The sequence below is a fragment of the Pseudoalteromonas sp. 0303 genome (assembly GCF_013349995.1).
Lineage (GTDB): Bacteria > Pseudomonadota > Gammaproteobacteria > Enterobacterales > Alteromonadaceae > Pseudoalteromonas.
Genome location: NZ_JABVXF010000013.1, coordinates 15,850 through 34,463, shown reverse-complemented (window position 1 = coordinate 34,463; position 18,614 = coordinate 15,850). Strand labels below are relative to the sequence as shown.

The 18,614-nt window shown below is 42.1% G+C and carries 14 protein-coding genes; 4 read left to right on the top strand and 10 right to left on the bottom strand.

Going from position 1 to position 18,614, the window contains the following annotated elements:
* Positions 1 to 186: 186 nt before the first annotated feature.
* Complete coding sequence (locus HUS62_RS10505) at positions 187 to 2,064, top strand: monovalent cation:proton antiporter-2 (CPA2) family protein (protein ID WP_175079468.1); 1,878 nt, start codon at positions 187 to 189, stop codon at positions 2,062 to 2,064.
* Positions 2,065 to 2,980: 916 nt separating this feature from the next.
* Here the strand turns inward: HUS62_RS10505 and HUS62_RS10500 are convergent.
* The 5 genes from HUS62_RS10500 to HUS62_RS10480 form a co-directional block, all read right to left on the bottom strand.
* Complete coding sequence (locus tag HUS62_RS10500; protein ID WP_175079467.1) at positions 2,981 to 3,454, bottom strand: RES family NAD+ phosphorylase; 474 nt, start codon at positions 3,452 to 3,454, stop codon at positions 2,981 to 2,983.
* Positions 3,454 to 3,888 carry an antitoxin Xre/MbcA/ParS toxin-binding domain-containing protein gene (locus HUS62_RS10495; protein ID WP_119853251.1) on the bottom strand — a complete coding sequence of 145 codons (435 nt, stop codon included), beginning with the start codon at positions 3,886 to 3,888 and terminating at the stop codon, positions 3,454 to 3,456. Before HUS62_RS10495 ends, HUS62_RS10500 begins: the two co-directional genes overlap by 1 nt.
* A gap of 118 nt (positions 3,889 to 4,006) precedes the next feature.
* Positions 4,007 to 6,550, bottom strand: a complete 2,544-nt coding sequence (locus HUS62_RS10490) for a TonB-dependent siderophore receptor (RefSeq protein WP_175079466.1) — start codon at positions 6,548 to 6,550, stop codon at positions 4,007 to 4,009.
* Positions 6,551 to 6,865: 315 nt separating this feature from the next.
* Positions 6,866 to 7,516: a UPF0149 family protein gene (locus tag HUS62_RS10485; protein ID WP_175079465.1), complete on the bottom strand. Its 651-nt coding sequence runs from the start codon at positions 7,514 to 7,516 to the stop codon at positions 6,866 to 6,868.
* 81 nt (positions 7,517 to 7,597) lie between these two features.
* Positions 7,598 to 8,557 (bottom strand): sensor histidine kinase, encoded by a 960-nt coding sequence (locus HUS62_RS10480; RefSeq protein WP_175079464.1) that lies wholly within the window; start codon positions 8,555 to 8,557, stop codon positions 7,598 to 7,600.
* A 95-nt stretch (positions 8,558 to 8,652) separates the two neighbouring features.
* Between HUS62_RS10480 and HUS62_RS10475 the strand changes: the two genes are divergently transcribed.
* Both HUS62_RS10475 and hemH read left to right on the top strand, forming a co-directional pair.
* A complete protein-coding gene (locus HUS62_RS10475; protein ID WP_175079463.1) occupies positions 8,653 to 9,960 on the top strand; it encodes an HD domain-containing phosphohydrolase in 1,308 nt (435 codons plus the stop codon).
* Positions 9,961 to 10,038: 78 nt separating this feature from the next.
* Positions 10,039 to 11,061, top strand: a complete 1,023-nt coding sequence (gene hemH / locus HUS62_RS10470) for a ferrochelatase (RefSeq protein WP_175079462.1) — start codon at positions 10,039 to 10,041, stop codon at positions 11,059 to 11,061.
* A gap of 60 nt (positions 11,062 to 11,121) precedes the next feature.
* Here the strand turns inward: hemH and HUS62_RS10465 are convergent, their stop codons facing one another.
* Both HUS62_RS10465 and HUS62_RS10460 read right to left on the bottom strand, forming a co-directional pair.
* On the bottom strand, positions 11,122 to 12,270 hold the full coding sequence (locus HUS62_RS10465) for a benzoate/H(+) symporter BenE family transporter (protein WP_175079461.1): 1,149 nt from the start codon (positions 12,268 to 12,270) through the stop codon (positions 11,122 to 11,124).
* A 141-nt stretch (positions 12,271 to 12,411) separates the two neighbouring features.
* Entirely contained in the window at positions 12,412 to 13,359 is a 948-nt protein-coding gene (locus HUS62_RS10460; protein ID WP_062564751.1) for a RimK family alpha-L-glutamate ligase, read from the bottom strand.
* A 195-nt stretch (positions 13,360 to 13,554) separates the two neighbouring features.
* Between HUS62_RS10460 and HUS62_RS10455 the strand changes: the two genes are divergently transcribed.
* Positions 13,555 to 14,091, top strand: a complete 537-nt coding sequence (locus tag HUS62_RS10455) for a hypothetical protein (RefSeq protein ID WP_058584454.1) — start codon at positions 13,555 to 13,557, stop codon at positions 14,089 to 14,091.
* Between the two features lie 84 nt (positions 14,092 to 14,175).
* On the opposite strand, the gene HUS62_RS10450 is transcribed toward HUS62_RS10455, so the two are convergent.
* From HUS62_RS10450 to HUS62_RS10440, 3 genes are all read right to left on the bottom strand, one after another.
* The gene (locus HUS62_RS10450; protein WP_175079460.1) at positions 14,176 to 15,387 is read right to left on the bottom strand and encodes an IS256 family transposase; all 1,212 of its coding nucleotides are present in this window, start codon (positions 15,385 to 15,387) and stop codon (positions 14,176 to 14,178) included.
* Between the two features lie 254 nt (positions 15,388 to 15,641).
* Positions 15,642 to 16,835: an alkaline phosphatase family protein gene (locus tag HUS62_RS10445; protein WP_175079459.1), complete on the bottom strand. Its 1,194-nt coding sequence runs from the start codon at positions 16,833 to 16,835 to the stop codon at positions 15,642 to 15,644.
* Positions 16,836 to 16,847: 12 nt separating this feature from the next.
* Positions 16,848 to 18,605, bottom strand: coding sequence for a hypothetical protein (locus HUS62_RS10440; RefSeq protein WP_175079458.1), 1,758 nt, complete (start codon positions 18,603 to 18,605; stop codon positions 16,848 to 16,850).
* Between the last annotated feature and the right edge of the window lie 9 nt (positions 18,606 to 18,614).

Below are 18,614 nucleotides of genomic sequence, written 5' to 3'. Positions count from 1 at the left end.
CGCAAGCGATTTTTAAGAAAAAAACGATGATTTTTTACCCCTTATTTTGTCTTACTCGCTTTGACTAAACACCATGCCTTGTTGTCATTTTACTGACTAAATCCGTATTTTGATTGCATTCACTACCTAACTGCTGGCAAAACTAGCGAAAACAACCATAGTTAATTAAAAACAAACAGGATTACGATGACTGACTTTCTCTTAATCGCCTATATTTTCCTTATTGCAGGCATTATTGCCGTGCCTATTGCCAGCAAGTTTGGGCTTGGCTCAGTGCTTGGCTACTTACTCGCAGGTATTGTTATTGGGCCAACATTGACATTTTTAAATGTGGATGTGATTGCCATCCAGCATTTTGCTGAGTTTGGTGTGGTAATGATGCTGTTTATTGTTGGTTTAGAGCTTGAACCCAAAGCGCTTTGGTCAATGCGAAAACAGCTTATTGGCCTAGGTGGCGGCCAGGTGGTTTTATCAGCAGCCGCTTTTACTGGAATTGGTTTAGCATTTGGTCATGCTTGGCAAACAGCACTTACAATAGGCTTAATATTATCGCTTTCATCGACCGCGATTGTGCTGCAAACGCTTTCAGAGCGCGGGCTATTAAAATCAGATGGCGGCCAAGCCTCATTTAGCGTACTACTCACTCAAGACATAGCCGTTATTCCTATGCTTGCGTTTATTCCCTTACTTGCTTTACCTGAATTAGCACCCGCCATTGCAGATACAGCCCATGCAAGCGAAGAAGGTCATGGTGGTTTGAGTTTGGTAGCAAACCTTGAGAGCTGGCAAGCAGCGCTGGTTACTTTAGGTATGATTGCGCTCGTCGTTTTTGGCGGTAACTACTTAACCGCCCCCATTTTTAGATTTGTCGCACAAGCACGGCTTCGTGAGCTCTTCACCGCAACTGCTTTATTCTTCGTGATTGGTATCGCTTTGATGATGTCATTAGTTGGCTTATCACCCGCGCTTGGTACCTTTTTAGCGGGTGTTGTGCTTGCAAATTCACCTTATAAACATGAGCTTGAAAGTAATATCGATCCCTTCAAAGGACTATTACTAGGATTATTCTTTATCACCGTTGGCGCGAGTATCAATTTTCAATTACTAGCAGATAACCTTGCTACCATCGTGCTATTAACCGGCGCATTGATCGTAACTAAAACAGTTGTGCTGTTAATTTTAGGCCGCATTTTTGGCCTTAGAGGCGCCTCACTCTGGCTACTAGCACTGGGGCTTGCACAAGCTGGTGAGTTTGGTTTTGTACTACTTGCTTACAGTGTGTCTAATAATGTTTTAGCCGCAGCCGTTGCCGACCAGCTATTACTGGTTGTGACCTTATCAATGCTGCTTTCGCCGGGGTTATTTATTCTCTATCAACGTGTGATAGCACCGCGCTTTATTTGTGAGCAAGCAGGAAAAGAAACAGAAGAGTTCCCTGATGATAGCCATGTGCTCATCGCAGGCTCAGGCAGAATGGGTGGACTTGTTGACCGTATTTTACAAGCTGGCGGCTATAAAACCACCGTGATTGATTACAACTACAAACAACTTGAGGCCCTTGAGCGTGTTGGTATTCGTAACTTTTTTGGTGATGCCACTCGACCAGACTTACTCAGTGCTGCAGGCATTGAAGATGCAAAACTGCTGGTTGTTGCGCTTGATGATGCCGAACAAATCACTAAATTAGTTCGTTATGCGATGCAAAATTATCCGCATTTACATGTGGTTGCCCGCGCTGTAGACCGCCATCATGTATACGATTTATGGGCTTACGGATGTCGAGATATTATTCGCGAAACTTACGACAGCACCATGCGCATGGGCCGTTCAGCCTTTGAGGCACTTGGTATCGAGCGAGAAAAAGCCCAAGAGATGGTCGATATTTTCAGTGAGTTTGATAAAGAAATGCTACGAGAAGCTGCCGATGTCTACGAAATCGGCGTGCCATTCGAAGAAAACCATGCCTATATCGAACGTATCACCAAATTATTCGATGAAAAAGAACCCGAAATAAAGCAACAAATGCGCGAGATATGCGAGCGAGTGGTTAATGGTTCGAAATAGTAAAAATATTACAATTATGGAGGAGGTGTTTTCACTTCCTCTTTTTCTTCTCATTAACTTCTCTTTGTGAAAATAATTTGAACCACAGACAACACAGAGGCGCTTCGCGATACACAGAGAAAACAAAAACTCTCAAAGAGGCTTCGCATTAAATAAGATAAAACGCGATATGAAATCGCTGCTACAAATTTGATGTCGTTTGTAGGATTGGCTTCAGCCATGAACTCTCAAACACCACACAAATGTAAAACAATTAGACGTAGGCGTGAAACTTGTTTCGCGCGCCATACAAGCTAACGCCTACGTAGCAGCAGCTGTATGCCGCGACATTAGTGAGAAATACGAATTATAAGGTGCGAGATTTAAATCGCAGCTACAAACTCATTTCTTGTAACTTACTTGAAATATAAAGGTATTAAATAATGTAATAAGGAGTATTACAGTATGGAAACGCTTAATAAAAAGGAGAAGCTGTTAACCATTTTGTTCGGATTGGCAGCAATTTTTAATTTAAATCTCGGTATATATTTTCTTAAATCACAAACTCTAGACTGGATTGAGTTCATTAGTTGCTTAGCAATTTCACTTTTGCTTTTAACATGTAGTTTGAATCCAAAGCTATTCTTTAAACCGCTAAAAAACATATTTTCATCACACTTCACTGTAGAGCCAATAATTAATTCAACTGTCTACTACACAATTATAGTTGCAGGTTGGATTTTGTTATTTGGAAGCATTCTACTAGACAGATTTTGGAGTATTTAAATGAAGGTGGATACCCTATTACGAGAATAAACGCGATATAAAATCGCTACAAACTCGCATCTAGTGTCTTTTGTCTCGTATCTCGCACCTCGAAACTCTCTAACTTTCCCCTTGCAACTTTCCCCTTGCAACTTTCCCCTCACAAACTAACTCAAAGCTTTACAGCCAATCGATTTGGATAGAAAAAGTCTTTGCTATCAATGCATTTAATTTTGCTTATGTCTGTGTGCAATGGGTTGATTAAATAATTGTATTCATCGGGGCATAAGCTTGAAGGAACTTGAAGTACGGCTGCAGCCATCGATGCTAGCCAATCAGAACCAAACGCTTGAGTCTCTGTAATATAGGGATGGTCATCCCATGCTTTTGGGAGTTCGCTAGCTACTAGCCTAATAATCTTAAGATCATCAGGGATTTGAATCGTTGTAATACTTAGGTTTGTACTTAAAATATCCGTTGTGTCATTCACTAATCGCTCAAGCATTGCTAAAGAGCGTGAGCTCGCCGTATACACAATAGGTTTACCAACAAAATGCCACCGCCCCTGTGCATACAAACCACCCAGCCCAGATAACGCATTAGCTAGATCATTATGTATTTTGGGTGCTATTCGATAGCAAATCATTAAGCGGTGAACCCGTACTCAAGCCCTAGTATCACGCGTTTTATAAGCTCACGACCGCGGATCGTGTGGATCACCGACTTTGGCTCTTGATTAGCAAATTGAATATTAGGGGTGCTCAGCCATTCGTTCCAGCGTTTAACATCACCAAAATAAGCAATCCCTTGTGACGAAATACGTGCCACCTCTAACGCATTTTCACTCAACTTGGCATTCAACCGCTTTCGGTCTTTACTATATCTTTCGAGTGTACGCATGGTGGTACCAATTGAAGCTGCTAAGCTATTAGCATCCCAATTAAGCTCTTTAGCGAGTGATTTAATCGCACTGACTGTCACGCCTTGTGTCGCAACACTTATTTCATCCAGTGTATTTGAATTGATAGTCACTCGACCATCCGTCACCACACCTAAATAATCAGTTTCAACAGCATTCATTTTTCACCTCGCCAAACAAGACAGTTGTCATTGATTATAGCGACAAATGTCGGATACTACAATTAAGCAAAAAAATAGCGCCGTTAGGCGCTATTTAAGTTTCATATCAACTTAGGAATTAAAAACTAAAACTTAATTTTGCATAATAGGTCATGCCATCAAAACCGTAAGGTAGTGCACGAACAGGGTATTTGAATGCTTTATTCGTGATAAAATCAAGCGCTTCATCTTCGCCTAGCTCGTCTGGGGTTACATCAAAGATATTATCAATACCCGCCGATAGCATGAGTTCGTCAGTTAACTGATAACCAAGGTTAACATCAACTAACACTGCTGACTCAACAGTGCTTGTGTCTTTAAACTCACCTGTAGGTGATAATTGATCAGGCAAACCAATGTGGTCATTACCAAAGTATTTAACGTCTGTTTCACCATAATAATTAAAGCGTAGCATGCTGTTGAAATCGCCGCGATCGTATTCAAATGTTAACGTTGCACGCTCACCTGGTTGACCGTCTGTTAAGAAACTACGTTGTAAATCATCAAGGGCAATTGACTCAGGAATCCCTTCCGGTGCATTCACATCATCAATTTCAGTCTCGTTAATGTTACCTGCAAAGGTTGCTGAGAAATTACCATCGTACAAATCAGTACGGTACGAAGCAATAATATCAACCCCTTTGGTGGTTGAATCAACTGAGTTTGAGAAGTAGTTAGCTTGCTGTGCTCCTGTTGCATTAAGCGCAGCCACAGCCTCGGCACTAAATGCCACATCGTCCGCCGACATTAAGCTGCCAAGGGTAATTCTGTCTTTAATAGCAACATGGTAAAAATCAACGGTTAGCGATAAATCGCTGGTTACGTTGTAAACAAAACCTGCACTTAAGTTTTCTGAGCTTTCAAGGCTAAGGCTATCTACGCCAAGTGCTGACGGAAAATCAGAGCCGGCTGTTGCTGTGAATGATTGCAATAACACGCCACCAGCACCTAAGTTGGTGGTGTAAGCTGTATAGGCACTTTGTTGCAGTGATGGTGCTCTAAAGCCAGAAGAAATCGCACCACGCACGGCAAAGTCATCGGTAATTTCATAGCGAGTTGCTAGCTTACCAATGATGTCATCACCGGCATCAGAAAAGTCTTCATAACGAAGCGCTGTGCTTACTTGCCATGCGTCCGTGATCAGCGTTTCGGCATTTACATAAAATGCATAGCTGTGGCGACTCTCTTTGTTTGACGCTTCAGGGCGTAAACCGTTATAAGCTTGGAAACCACACTCAGCAAATACGCTGCTGTCGTTTACCGCAGGGAATGAGGTATCTGAATTAGCTAAACCACACGCATAAGAGGCTTCTTCGCCCGGCACGATTTCATAATTTTCTTTACGGTATTCAGCACCCACAGATACGTATAATGGCTCGCTGCGACCAATATCTACAATACCATTAAGGTCTGCATTAACGGTTGTTTGATCAAATCTAAAGCCACCTGAGTATCCGCCTGAAGGGCCTGCATTAGCAGCAATATCAGCATCGCTTGCATCTGGGTTGTTCGCTACATATTCAGCAGCATACGACGCATTTAGAGTATTTTTTGAAGTGAAATCATAGCTATTTTCACCATATACGGCAGAGATGTCATAGCTCCAATCTGGATTTAACTCTCCGCGCAAACCAAGAGAAAACGAAATATCTTCGGCTTCGTTATCGATACGAGGTAAAAAGCCATCGCCATATACTTGCACAACGTTCTTCGCTGCTTGGTCAAAGTTACGGTAAAAACCATTACCTAGCGCAGTACGGTTTGAGTATCCGCCAAATGAGTAAAGCTCGGTCTCACCAAATGGTAATGCCATGTTATAAAACACAGAGGTAAATTCGCTATCAGCATTACCCTGTCCCCAACGAACTTCGTCAGACAGCGTACCGGCTGGTACATCAACTGAGCCTCCAGTATCACGCTCAGCTCGGTTGGTGCCATCAGCATCACGGTATTCTAAAGAAAAGTTAATGAAGCCGCCTTCATCACCTAAATCAAAGCCACGGTTTAAACCCATTGAAATAGTGTCACCATCGCCTTCCCCCGTGCTACCCGCTTGCACATAGCCCGTTGTAACACCCGTTGAATCGTTTAACGATAAGTTGATAACACCGGCAATCGCATCTGAGCCATATTGCGCCGCAGCACCATCACGAAGTACTTCAACGCCTTTTAACGCAGTAAGCGGAATCGCATTCATATCAGTGCCCGCAGCACCGGCACCTACAGTACCATTTAAACCAAAAATAGATTGGTTATGACGGCGTTTACCATTGATAAGCACTAACGTTTGGTCTGGCTGTAAACCACGAAGAGTTGCAGGTCTAAATAAGTCAGAGCCATCTGACACTTGCGTTCGAGAAAAGTTAAATGAAGGAGCCGTCGCTTGCAGACTTTGCCCCAGTTCAGTGAAACCACCTTTGTTTAAGTCGTCAGCATCAATCAAATCAACCGGCGATGTTGATTCGGTAGCCGTACGATTGGCAACTCGCGAGCCTAATACAGAGATTTGTTCGATGTTTTTATCTGCTTTTACAGCAGATGCTTGCTCTGCTGCCTGCACTGAAGTCGCAGAAACAGCCACACTAACCGCAACGGCCAGCATACTTAAAGAATGTGTTGTCATGTGTATCCTGTTGATATTCTGGCTTTCCTTAAAACAAAAAGACGCCCCTTTTGGAGAAATTAAGAAAAGCACTAAGCACGTGTTGTTGATTTTAGAAATCACGATTTTGAAAGCTAACTCAAGCCTGCGAATTAACTCTTGCAAAACATCCTATCAACAAATCCACAAAATGAAAGAAAAATCAGGTACGACTTAGGTATAAATATTTCCATTTGTACTATTAATGGAATTCTAATGGCGGGAATTATTCACTTTTCAGTAGAAATAAGCAAAATAATGCAACTATCAGCTTATCTCTACTGAGGAGGGAAATGTTTACTGATCTTGCTCAAGCATCGCCAGTTTTTCATCTTCAAGCATTAACGCCATAGTGGCAATCTCAGATAAGCTCTCGTCTAGCGCAATAAAGAAGGTGACAAACCCTTCGCCTAGTTTTTCTGGTTCAGGATGATTTGCCAGCGCCTGATCCCACATTGCAAAAGTAGTAAGTAAATCGAGTGTTGCTTCAAAATTATCAATAAACAACTGGCCATCTTCGCTTTCGTTTTCTTGCTGCGAATCAGCCTTGAGTAAAAATTGTAAATCGCTGTGCCAAATATCTTGGTTCACAATGTACGCTGCAATATACCCGCTACAAAAGTCTTGTAGTGCTTGGCTTGGTTCATCGCTGTTAACTTCATTTGGGTATAATTCGGCTAAGGTTTTCTTTTGTTCAACTTGTGCTTCGGTTACGTTGTCGAGCAGTTCAATCATTGCATCGCGCGGCTCTGAATCTGTCATTAAGGTGTTGAATACCGCTTCATCATTATCGGCAATATAATTTGCTAACTCTGACTCACCAAAAAACTCTGAGCAGGCTAACAAACCAGACATATAGCCAATCACTTGATCAAAGCTGACTTGATTAGTTTCGCTTTGACTAGCGAGGTAATTTTTAAATACATCCGAACTTTGTTGGTTAAGCATATTGAGCCTTTACATGTTGTTTGGTAAGGGTGTATTCCTACCCTAGCGAATTCACAAATTTTTGCAACAACTGAAATACTGTCAGCTAGTTACAGTCTTCCTGACCTGACTTTGTACCGGAAACACACAACTGATACGTGTACCCATTCCTTCTGTACTTTGAATATCAATACACCCTTGATGTTCATGCACTATGGCATAGACCATGGTCATGCCCATGCCAGTGCCTTCACCAACGGGTTTAGTGGTGTAAAAGGGATCGTATATTTTCGCAATGGTTTCTTCTGACATACCGGCGCCATTGTCTTCAACATCAATATAAATATGCTGTTCAAGCTCATACACAGCAAGGGATATTTCAGCTTTTGCGCTTAAATTATCACAAGCTTGTTTGGCATTAATTAAGATATTAACGATTACTTGGCTTATGGCGGGTAAGTTACACCAACTTTGTGATATCGGGCTGTATTGGGTATGTAAATGGCAATTACGAAGTTGATTGGCGAGTAGTTTAACGGCGCTTTTTACTGCCTCGGTCATATCGGCAAATTGCTTGTCGTGACTTTTAGGCCGCGAAAAATCCAGTAAATTAGCCACAATTTTACTGATCCTTTGTAAGCCTTGTGAGGTGTCGCTTATTAGTTCAGGTAAATCATCAGCCACAAAGCGAAACGAGTGCACTTTATTAAGCTCTGTTAACTGCCTACAAAACGCAGCTTTATCGGTATCACTACAGGCAAATTCATCACATACAGCAAGTAACTCGCTAAAGTAATTACAGTAGGTTTTTAAACAATCTACATTACTGATACTATAAGCAAGCGGGTTATTTATTTCATGGGCAACCCCAGCGCAAAGTGTGCCTAACGTGGCCATTTTTTCAGCTTGGATGAACATAGCTTGATGATGCTCTAAGTCAGCAATTTTTTGTTCAAGCTCGCTGTTTAACGCCACTAGGATACGGCTTTTATCTGCGAGCAATTGTTCAGCTTCTTCTCTGGCCGCTTTTTCTAACAAATAGGCTTGCTTAAAGTCATCCATATTCGTCTCAAACTCTGTTTGTCTCTTTTAAAACCTAGCACAAGGCTTGATTTAAAGCTATGTTATTGATTAACGATGACTCATAGTAAAACTGTATGGCAGAACAAGTTAGCAAACAACATATTCAGGTTTTATGCATTGATGACGACGAAATCGTCTTGAGGACTCTTTTGCGCCTGTTATCAGCGAATAACATCACTGCAAAAGCCTGCTCAGATCCACTTGAAGGGCTAAAGGTTTTGGCTACTTATAGCTTTGATGTGATCATTTGCGACATGCGTATGCCAAACATGGACGGCGCCGACTTCTTTGCGCAAGCACTTAATATTGACCCAGAACCACACCGGATTTTGCTAACCGGTTACTCAGATATCGACAACACCATTGCCGCCGTTAATAAAGGTAAAATCCATGCCTATATCCAAAAGCCATGGCAAAACGAATTACTGCTACGCAATATTAGTGATGGCATGGAAAAAACCTCATTAAAGCGCCAAAACAAGCAGTTAGAGCAAAAAATAAAAGCGCAAAACAGCCAGTTAAAAGAGCTAAACAACAACCTTGAGCAAATGGTAGAAAAGCGTACGTTACAAATTCGAAAAGTGCTCAAACAACTCGAAGAAGTCAACGAGCGTAAAAATCACGAGCACCGTACCACCTTCGAAATCTTATATAACTTTATAAACGCTAACCCCTACCTAGATGGTAACCAAGCGCAAAATATCGCCACAACTTGTAAGCAACTAGCTCAAAGCCTTGGCTTAGAAAAACAGCGAATTGAAAGAGCTGAAATGGCAGGTTACCTTGCACAAATTGGCTTGCTCGCCATGGAGCCTGAGCTTTATAAAAAGCCAACAAGAGAACTAACCGAAAACCAAAAAAAAATCTTTTACACCCATCCAAGTACCGCGCAGTTAATGCTCATGCCTGCTACCCATTTACATGATGTCTCTGAGGCGATTTATTACCAATTCGAACATTACAATGGGACAGGCCAACCTAAAGGCCTAAAAGGAAAAGAAATTCCATTAAAAGCTATGATATTAGCGGTAGCGAGAGATTTTTGGCTAGCACTTGAACAATTCAAGAGCGCAGACGAAAGTGACTTTGAAAGAGCACGTGATCAACTACAGCTATATAGTGGAACTTATTATCACCCTAAAATCCTAGAAGCCCTTAACAACATAGAGATTAAGTGTGCGAGCGATCAAAAAGTCGGCACCATGAAAATTATCTCGGCTCAAGATCTTAAAAACGGCATGGTACTTGGACATGCACTAAGAAGCTACGACGGTATCTTGTTATTACCTAAAGGACATGTATTTGGCGCAAAATCAATTGCAAAACTGCAGCAACTTGAAGCAAGAAAACCGAATCCTTTCAGGATCATGATCAAAAATTAGCGAATAAAGTGATCACATAATCAGCTTACTTCGTTACAATGTGATTTATATTACGATTACTTCATATAGGAGCACTCAGTGTCGCGATTTTCCGCCATTACCGATAAGCCGCATGACGGCCGATTCAACAAAAAAACGGGCATTTTACTGACTAACTTAGGGAGCCCAGACGCCCCTACTACCGCGGCACTTAGAACTTATTTACACGAGTTTTTATCAGACCCTCGAATTGTCGAGATCCCACGTTTTATTTGGATGATCATACTTTATTGCTTTGTACTTACTTTACGCCCAAAACGCTCAGCAGCACTTTATAAAAGCATCTGGACTGAAAACGGCTCACCGCTCACGCATATTACCCGAGAGCAAAGCAAAAAATTGGCAGCCCTTTTAAAAGACAAAGGACACCACGACACTGAAGTGGTCATGGCCATGCGCTACGGAAACCCTTCAATTGAAGCGGGCCTTGAAGAGCTGCGCGAAAAAGGCATCACTCGAGTGATTGTTCTACCAATGTACCCGCAATATTCAAGCACTACTATTGGCTCAACGTTTGATGCTGTATCGAATGTTCTTCGTAAGTGGCGCTGGGTGCCAGAGCTACACTTTATTAATGGCTATCACGATAACCCGACTTACATTGATGCCCTAGCTGCTAGCATTAGCGAAGATCTAACTACCCACGGCACACCGCAAAAATTGGTGTTTTCGTACCACGGTACACCTAAGCAGTTTTTAGAAAACGGCGACCCATACTATTGTTTTTGTATGCAAACTACCCGTTTAGTGGCAGAGAAACATGGCTTTGAGAAAGACTTTGCTGTAACAACATTCCAAAGCCGTTTTGGTAAAGCTGAATGGCTAAAGCCTTACACAGACGCAACACTCGAAAGCTACCCAGCTGAAGGCATTAAAGATATTGCAATCATCAGCCCTGCATTTAGTGCCGATTGTCTAGAGACATTAGAAGAAATAGAAGGTGAAAATCGCGAAATTTTTGAACATGCAGGCGGTGATAAATACCGTTATATACCTGCATTGAATACCCGTGATGACCATATCAATGCGATGTTTGAAGTGATAAAACCACTACTTAAATAACGAAAGGCCCTAGTTATTATATACAGTAACTAGGGCCTTTTTTAATATTGAAGCGTGTCACTAATCTTTACGTGTCATAACCAAAGTCACCGTGCCAGCAACAATCCCCCAAAACGCAGAACCAACCGAGAACAAAGTTAGGTTTGAAGCTGTGACCAAAAAGGTCACGATAGCGGCTTCGGTATAATACGCCTCAGTTAATGCTTGCTGTAAACTACTAGCAATAGTGGCAAATAGCGCAATACCCGCCAATGCCAAAATTAATGCCTGTGGCAAACTTGCTACCAAACCGACCAAGGTTGCCGCAAGGAGCGCCATAATAATGTAAAAAACACCACCAGCAATGCTTGCCAAATAACGTTTGCTTGGGTCTTTATCGGCCTCAGGGCTCATACAAATGGCAGCCGTTATAGCCGCCAGGTTAATGACATAACCACCAAATGGTGCAATAAATACATTTAATAGTCCGGTTACATTTAGCGCTGCCGATACAGGGGCTTTGTATTGGTGCGCTTTTAAAACAGCAATACCCGGTAAGTTTTGCGACGTCATGGTCACAATAAATAGCGGCAACCCAACACTTATCATAGCGTTCAAGTCAAACTCAGGCGCAATATAAGCAAACTCGCTCATTTTCCACTGCCAGCTAGAGGTATCAATTTGTCCTGTTACACCTGCCATTAAAAATCCCGCCACAACCACAGCAAGCATAGCAAAGCGTGGGAAATAGCGCTTGCCACATAAATAAACAGCCACCATTAAACCAATGACTAAAGGTAGCTCATTCATAAAGTTGAACACATCAATACCAAAATTCACCAACACGCCTGCAAGCATGGCACAGGCCAGTTGGCTAGGGATCTTGTTCATCATTTTTTCGAACACGCCGGTAATACCAGATAAAAACACCAGCGCCGCCGAGAACATAAACGCGCCAACAGCTTGGTTTAAGCTATAACCTTGGGCACTTGAAATAAGGAGTGCCGCTCCGGTTGTTGACCACGCGATAAGAATGGGCACTTTGTAGTAATAAGACAACGCAATCGAGCTGACGCCCATCGCAAGACCCAGCATTAACACCCAGCTGGCAACTAAATCAGGTGTGCCACCTAACACCATAACAACCTGATAAATAAGCGCGATTGAACTGGTAAAGCCAATAATAACAGCCACTAACCCCGCAGTTGCTCGACTGATGAGCTGACTCATGTACACACACTCCTTGGCAATTAAAAATCTACCATATCCTATGATTTGCCAGATGGCACTGTACACTTTTGTAGTATTTTAAGATTTATTTACTATACAGATGAAACAAAAAGGCGTGTTATAAACACGCCTTTTGAAAGTTTAAACGGCCTCTAAACAAGGCTCTTCGACAACTTTTGGCTTATCAAAAATACCTAAACGAATGCGAATGAAGTGCAAAATCTCTTTGGCTACATCAATACCCAACGCCCCTTCTAAGCCTTCAAAGCCAGGGCTTGAGTTTGCTTCACAAATTTTAAAATGCTGCTCATCAAACAATAAGTCGATGCCAGCCACATCAAGGTTAAGCACGTTAGCAGTTTGAGTTGCAAGCCATTCGATTTCTGGCGTGATAGGAAATGACTTACCGGTACCGCCAGCACTGACATTAGCTTTAAAGTTTTTACCCTGTGAGTTACGTTCCATACATGCGACAGCACGGCCACCGATAGTAAGTACTCGCAAATCGCGACCATGACTCGACTTAACAAACTGCTGTAAAATGATGTTTGCTTGTGGGTTTGCCGCCTCAATCAGCTGCATTAAGTCATCAAACTCTTCTTTTGATTTTGATAAGAATACGCCACTGCCCTGCGAGCCCGATAACGTTTTTATAACCACTGGAAAGCCAATTTGCTTTTCAACCAAATCAATATTCACCGGAAACTTAACCAACATGGTATTCGGCGTTGGTAAATTACATTCAGCAAGAATTTGCTGTGCAAACAACTTGTCTTTTACCGTTTCGATTGATTGCGAGCTATTGACACAGTAAACGCCTAAACGCTCAAGGTGGCGAATAATCGCCAATGCAAAATAGGTTGTACTTGCACCCATGCGAGGAATAACAAAGTCTGGTAGTTCAACAGATTGACCATCAATTAAGATACTTTTACCGTCTTCACGGGTAATAGTTAAATCAAATTGATCTGGCGAGTAAACTTGTAAATCTATGCCCTCTTCTTTGGCTGCAGCAAGTAAACGTTCTACTTCATAGGTCTCTTGCTTTAACAAGCCTTGGCTATCTTTATAAATGATCCACCCGCGCATGGTCGGTACCTCTAGTCTTGGAGTTTCGGTGACAAAAAAACGCGGATTATGCTCAGCATTCAGAGCCGAGTAAAACAAATTAATTTTATCGACACGATAATAAAAACCACTACTTAGTGATTAACTATTGACCGAGTTGTTAACTTGAGGTAAAAACTAACAATGAGTTAACATAAAAACCCGTAAGAGAAACATGTGAACAGGACGCTTGCATTAATCTTCATTCTGCCACTTACAGCATTTGCACTGAATGAGTGGCATATTCAAAGTGATGGTTTTAAAACAAAACCCAGCACACAGCAGTTTGTTGCCTCTTACAAAGCAGAAGCCGACCAAATAGCCCCACAACCCATTGTGAATTTAACTGCGCCGCTTAATCAGCTATCTAATCATGCGCACGATTACCTATATAAACAAGGCCGTTTGCCTGACCAATTAGCAAACACCGCATTCAGCGAATTTGATTTAGACACCCTTAAAACCCTACAACCTGGCGATCACTTTATTTTAGTGATCGACGAATACCTTAGCTACACCGTCGAAATCAGTAACATTATTGAAGCCAGCAATGGTGATAGAAGTGTATTTGGCAAGGTCAATGATCAAACTAAAACAGGCCATCAAGCCGTGATGACCCTCACAGAAAACACCCTACAAGGCCAATTTGATGCAGGTAATCAAAGCTACAAGTTTCAAAGCCATGGTGAATACGGGTGGGTAACGAAGTTGTAGGTTAGGAGGTACGAGTTGCTAGTTTCAAGGGGAAAGGGGAAAGGGGAAAGTTAGACCCTGTAACAGATTCTGTGTAACTGCCACTTAGTTAATATGTCTTTCGAGGCGTTCCTCGAATTCGATGATAAATCGACTCATCGCCTGACGCCAGTTTTGAATGGGCATTGTCCATTTTTTACTGGCATCTTTAATCGCAAGGTAAACCATCTTTCTTGCTGAGCCATCACTTGGGAAGATTTTTCGCTTCTTAATGGCTTTCCTAATCACACTGTTAAGTGACTCTATCGCATTGGTTGTGTAGATTGCCTTTCGAATATCCTCAGGATAATTAAAAAGCGTATTTAGATTTTGCCAATGATTGCGCCATGATTTTGTAATCTGAGGATACTGGCTATCCCAGGCATCACCGAAGCGCTCTAATTCAAGTAAGGCTTCATCTTCTGTAGCTGAACGATAAACGCGCTTGAGATCTGCTGTAACGGCCTTGTAGTCTTTCCATGAAACATACTTCAATGAATTTCGCACCATATGCACAATACACAGTTGAATGTTGGTTTGAGGGAAGACTGTATTGATTGCATCAGGAAAGCCTTTTAGGCCATCAACACACGCTATGAGGATGTCTTCTACACCACGCTGTTGAAGTTCGGTCAGCACATTTAACCAGAATTTGGCACCTTCATTCTCGGCAATCCACATTCCCATCAACTCTTTATGGCCTTCGGTATTTATTCCCAACGCAAGAAAAATGGACTTGTTGATAACCCGTTTATCTTGGCGAACTTTAACGACGATACAGTCTAGGTAAACAATAGGGTAAATAGCGTCTAAAGGGCGAGATTGCCATTCAATTACCTGCTCAATAACCGCGTTCGTGACACGGGACACCAACGTAGGCGATATCTCAGCACCATACCATTCATCAAATGCACTGACGATTTCACGAGTACTCATACCCTGCGCGTAAAGCCAGAGGATTTTATCGTCCATGGACGTAAAGCGGGTTTGGTTCTTTTTGACCAACTTTGGCTCAAAGGAGCCTTCACGGTCACGAGGAGTATCGAGTTCAAATTCACCATCTTCAGTTTTAACTCGTTTAGTACTTTTACCGTTGCGACTGTTTGTAGAAGTTGATTTATGGTGCTTCTCATAACCTAGATGCTCATCCATCTCTGCATTTAGTGCCGCTTCAACGGTGATTTTCTTGAGCATCTGGCTAAATTCGTTTAGGTCCTCAGGGGTTTTAATCCCTTTGGCGGCTTCCCTTGCGAAAGCTTCAAGTTCTTTCTTATTCATGTTCATCTGCCTATCCTTAACCCTTCTATAGAGTAAATAGATATAGGCAATTACACAAAATTAGTTACAGTCTCGAAAGTTATCGAGTTTCGAGTCTGTAACAGTGATTTTACATCGCATCCTAGCGCCTAGAACCTAGCACCTAGCACCTACCCCTTTACTCTTTCCCCTTTACTCTTTCCCCTTTACTCTTTCCCCTTTACTCTTTCCCCTTTACTCTTTCCCCTTTACTCTTTCCCCTCACCAACTCACACCTACTCCTCAATTGCGGGCCATAAACTTTCACCGTTGCTGTCGATTGGGCTTAAAATCTCAAGGCCTAGAATTTTGGCGATCAGCGGGTACACATCTAAATTACTTACTTCGTCTAAACGTAGGCCTTGTTTAAAGGCGGGGCCAGTGGCGATAAAGGTTGCGGCCATATCTTCACTATAAGCGTAACCATGAGTGCCTAAATAACCGGCCATTTTACTGTCGGTAAACACTCTAGGTGCGTCGGTTTGTAAAATAATATCGCCAACGCGCGGGCCTTTATTATAGTGATAATCACGCTTTTGCTGCTCGCTTAGTACGACGTAACGACCATCTGCGGCTTTAGCAAGCTTTTTGCTGAACTCCTTGATGTCTGCTTTGCTATCTGGTTTTGCATAATATAAAACCCGAGGGCCAGTGTTTTGCACTATGAAGTTTTCATCTTGTGGCAAGCTATCAATTTTAATACTAAGGCTTGGATCAACAGAGGCCATACCGTGATCAGACACAATCACTAAATTAATGTTTTCATCAAGCGCTTTTAAACGGCTCGATAAATTAGCCATTAAACTATCTAGCTTTTGCACTGCGTCATAAGTTTCTTTGGCATTAGGGCCAAACTCGTGCCCCATGCTATCGACCAGCGAAAAATAACTTATCACTAAGCGCGGGCGCTGTGCTTTTGGCAAACTCAACCACTGAATAATTTGGTCAACACGCTTTTGATAATCACTGTGTTTTGAATAATGATAAAAGTAATCAGGTAGCATGCCGTTAAAGCGCGCATCTGATTCAGGCCAAAAATAGGTGGCGGCTTTTAAGCCTTGCATTTGTGCAAGGTTCCAAAGCGGAATGCCATTTACCCAAGTGCTATCGTCTTTCCCTTTACCCATTTTGTAGCAGTCGTTACGCTCAGTATCACAAAAGCGGTTCTCGACAATGCCATGATTAACAGGCAATAAGCCGGTAATAATCGACAAATGATTCGGGAAAGTTTTGGTCGGATAAACAGGGCGCATTTTGTTTGCTCTCACGCCCTGTTCACTAATTGCTTTTAAGTGCTTTGCATGGTGTTTTTCAATGTAATCCCAGCGAAATCCATCTATCGAAATAAGTACCACAGATTGCTCTTGCTCCGCTTTTACAAGAGAGCTGAACGCTAATAAACCCGCTAAAACTAATTGCCAAATACGCATGCGAAACCCTTTTTAGTTCAATTTGTTAATTTGCTCAGAAACTTTACCAAACTGTTTTGAAAATTTTGTGATCATGCTTTCGAGCTTTTTCACACTACGTTTTAAACGTGAGCCGTTTATTTGGCTATAAATAAAGCCCCAAACGCCTGTAACCACACTTAACACAATAAACACAGCAACCGGTAGGCCATCTAAGTGCTCAACCACTTGCGGGTAATCATTGAGTAAATCAATGCCAACATCTGGCACAAGTGTATTTACTAATGGATAAAAATCTTGCGCATCAAAGTACCAAGCTAACCCTATTGATGTAAGACCAAGTAGTACCATGCGGTTAAAGCCATGCACCATACCAAAACTGCGTACTGATGAGTTGTCATAAGTAATGTCTTTACTCACATTAACGGCATACTCTCGGTAATACTTATAATAACGTTTTGTGTCTACACTGCTGTAGGCGTAATACACCCAATCACCAATATCAACAGAGCCCAGTAAATCTTCACCGGCTTTAAAAACAAACGGTTCACCCGATGCGGTTTCGAGCATGATTTCACCTTTTAAAGTCGTGCTACGATTGCGATATACCTCTACGCGCTCTTTTACATCGCTACCCACATACGTGCCACCTCGATAAGTGGTTGTTGTTTCAGTGGTGGTTACTGTTTCACGTGTTTCATTGGCATGTGCGCTTTGCTCTTTTTCTAATACTTTACCAAGTACAGCACAATGGCTAATGGTGCCTTTTTCGTTACGTGCCCAAACATTTTTATGCTCATAAGCGTTTTCATACGTAAGGCTATACTCATCCATAATGGCATGCTCAAGCTCAGCAATACTGGTCGGTTTAGTTATGCTTGGCTCTAACGCTTTTTGAATGCTAATGGCTTGCTCATCATCTTTTGCAAGTGATTGTTCTTTTTCAGCAATCGCTTCAACGTGTTGCTTAGCGCCACAGCAATAACAATGCGCAGCATCTTGGCTAATACGCTGCTGGCAAGAGATACAAATAACATCTGACTTACTCGGCGTTCTTGCCAGCATGTTATAACCCAATTGATTTAGGGTGGTCGATAGCATCACATCTGTTGCTGCTAAAATCGCATCATACTTTGCTTCTTGTTTGGCTTTAGCTTTTTTATGGTAGTTGTGCTCTGCCATAAATACCCCTATTGCCACAGGCAATGACGCAAGTAGCGCAGGCAAAAACTCAAGCTTTGCAGCAAACAACATGATTAAGAATGTAATAACACTTAGCACCAGCCACAATATCGTTCCGCCAGTGTAGTTTCGGCTAATGGTTTTGTCCCAGCTGCGATATTGTTGGTCGGCAAAATGAACAATCACAACAGGCATAAAGCGGTCATTTTTAACTACCCGCCTAGCATTGCCATCAGCAATGCGATAATTAAGCGTTAACGGTGTTTCCTGAAAAGCAGTGATCACATTACCCTTTTGTAGGTTCGCAATCACATCTTTTTCTGCATCAACACTAAACTCATGAATAATGCCGTCTTTGTCTTCAACTTCTAGCCACCAATAACCGTATAGCATGTTGTCGTTATTGGTTTTATAACGACGCTTATAGTAATACGTCGACTTCACAACGCCTGTGATCGTATTCGCTTGTGGCGCATAATTTTTTACATCAACCAGCAAGTCAGGGCTGAGTTCTTCAACCGTGTGCATTTGTCTTTTTTGCTCAAGAGCTTCTCCACAATCACAACAGTGAAGATCGGTGGCATACACCGTATTTTGGCAATGTTGCATTTTCATTCC

What these genes read in the sequence shown, in the direction of transcription:
- HUS62_RS10490 (WP_175079466.1), bottom strand. Translation starts at nt 6,550, where the DNA reads ATGACAACACATTCTTTAAGTATGCTGGCCGTTGCGGTTAGTGTGGCT.
- HUS62_RS10460 (WP_062564751.1), bottom strand. Translation starts at nt 13,359, where the DNA reads ATGCGCGGGTGGATCATTTATAAAGATAGCCAAGGCTTGTTAAAGCAA.
- HUS62_RS10440 (WP_175079458.1), bottom strand. Translation starts at nt 18,605, where the DNA reads ATGCAACATTGCCAAAATACGGTGTATGCCACCGATCTTCACTGTTGT.
- HUS62_RS10445 (WP_175079459.1), bottom strand. Translation starts at nt 16,835, where the DNA reads ATGCGTATTTGGCAATTAGTTTTAGCGGGTTTATTAGCGTTCAGCTCT.
- HUS62_RS10500 (WP_175079467.1), bottom strand. Translation starts at nt 3,454, where the DNA reads ATGATTTGCTATCGAATAGCACCCAAAATACATAATGATCTAGCTAAT.
- HUS62_RS10450 (WP_175079460.1), bottom strand. Translation starts at nt 15,387, where the DNA reads ATGAATAAGAAAGAACTTGAAGCTTTCGCAAGGGAAGCCGCCAAAGGG.
- HUS62_RS10480 (WP_175079464.1), bottom strand. Translation starts at nt 8,557, where the DNA reads ATGGATGACTTTAAGCAAGCCTATTTGTTAGAAAAAGCGGCCAGAGAA.
- HUS62_RS10475 (WP_175079463.1), top strand. Translation starts at nt 8,653, where the DNA reads ATGGCAGAACAAGTTAGCAAACAACATATTCAGGTTTTATGCATTGAT.
- HUS62_RS10505 (WP_175079468.1), top strand. Translation starts at nt 187, where the DNA reads ATGACTGACTTTCTCTTAATCGCCTATATTTTCCTTATTGCAGGCATT.
- HUS62_RS10465 (WP_175079461.1), bottom strand. Translation starts at nt 12,270, where the DNA reads ATGAGTCAGCTCATCAGTCGAGCAACTGCGGGGTTAGTGGCTGTTATT.
- HUS62_RS10495 (WP_119853251.1), bottom strand. Translation starts at nt 3,888, where the DNA reads ATGAATGCTGTTGAAACTGATTATTTAGGTGTGGTGACGGATGGTCGA.
- HUS62_RS10485 (WP_175079465.1), bottom strand. Translation starts at nt 7,516, where the DNA reads ATGCTTAACCAACAAAGTTCGGATGTATTTAAAAATTACCTCGCTAGT.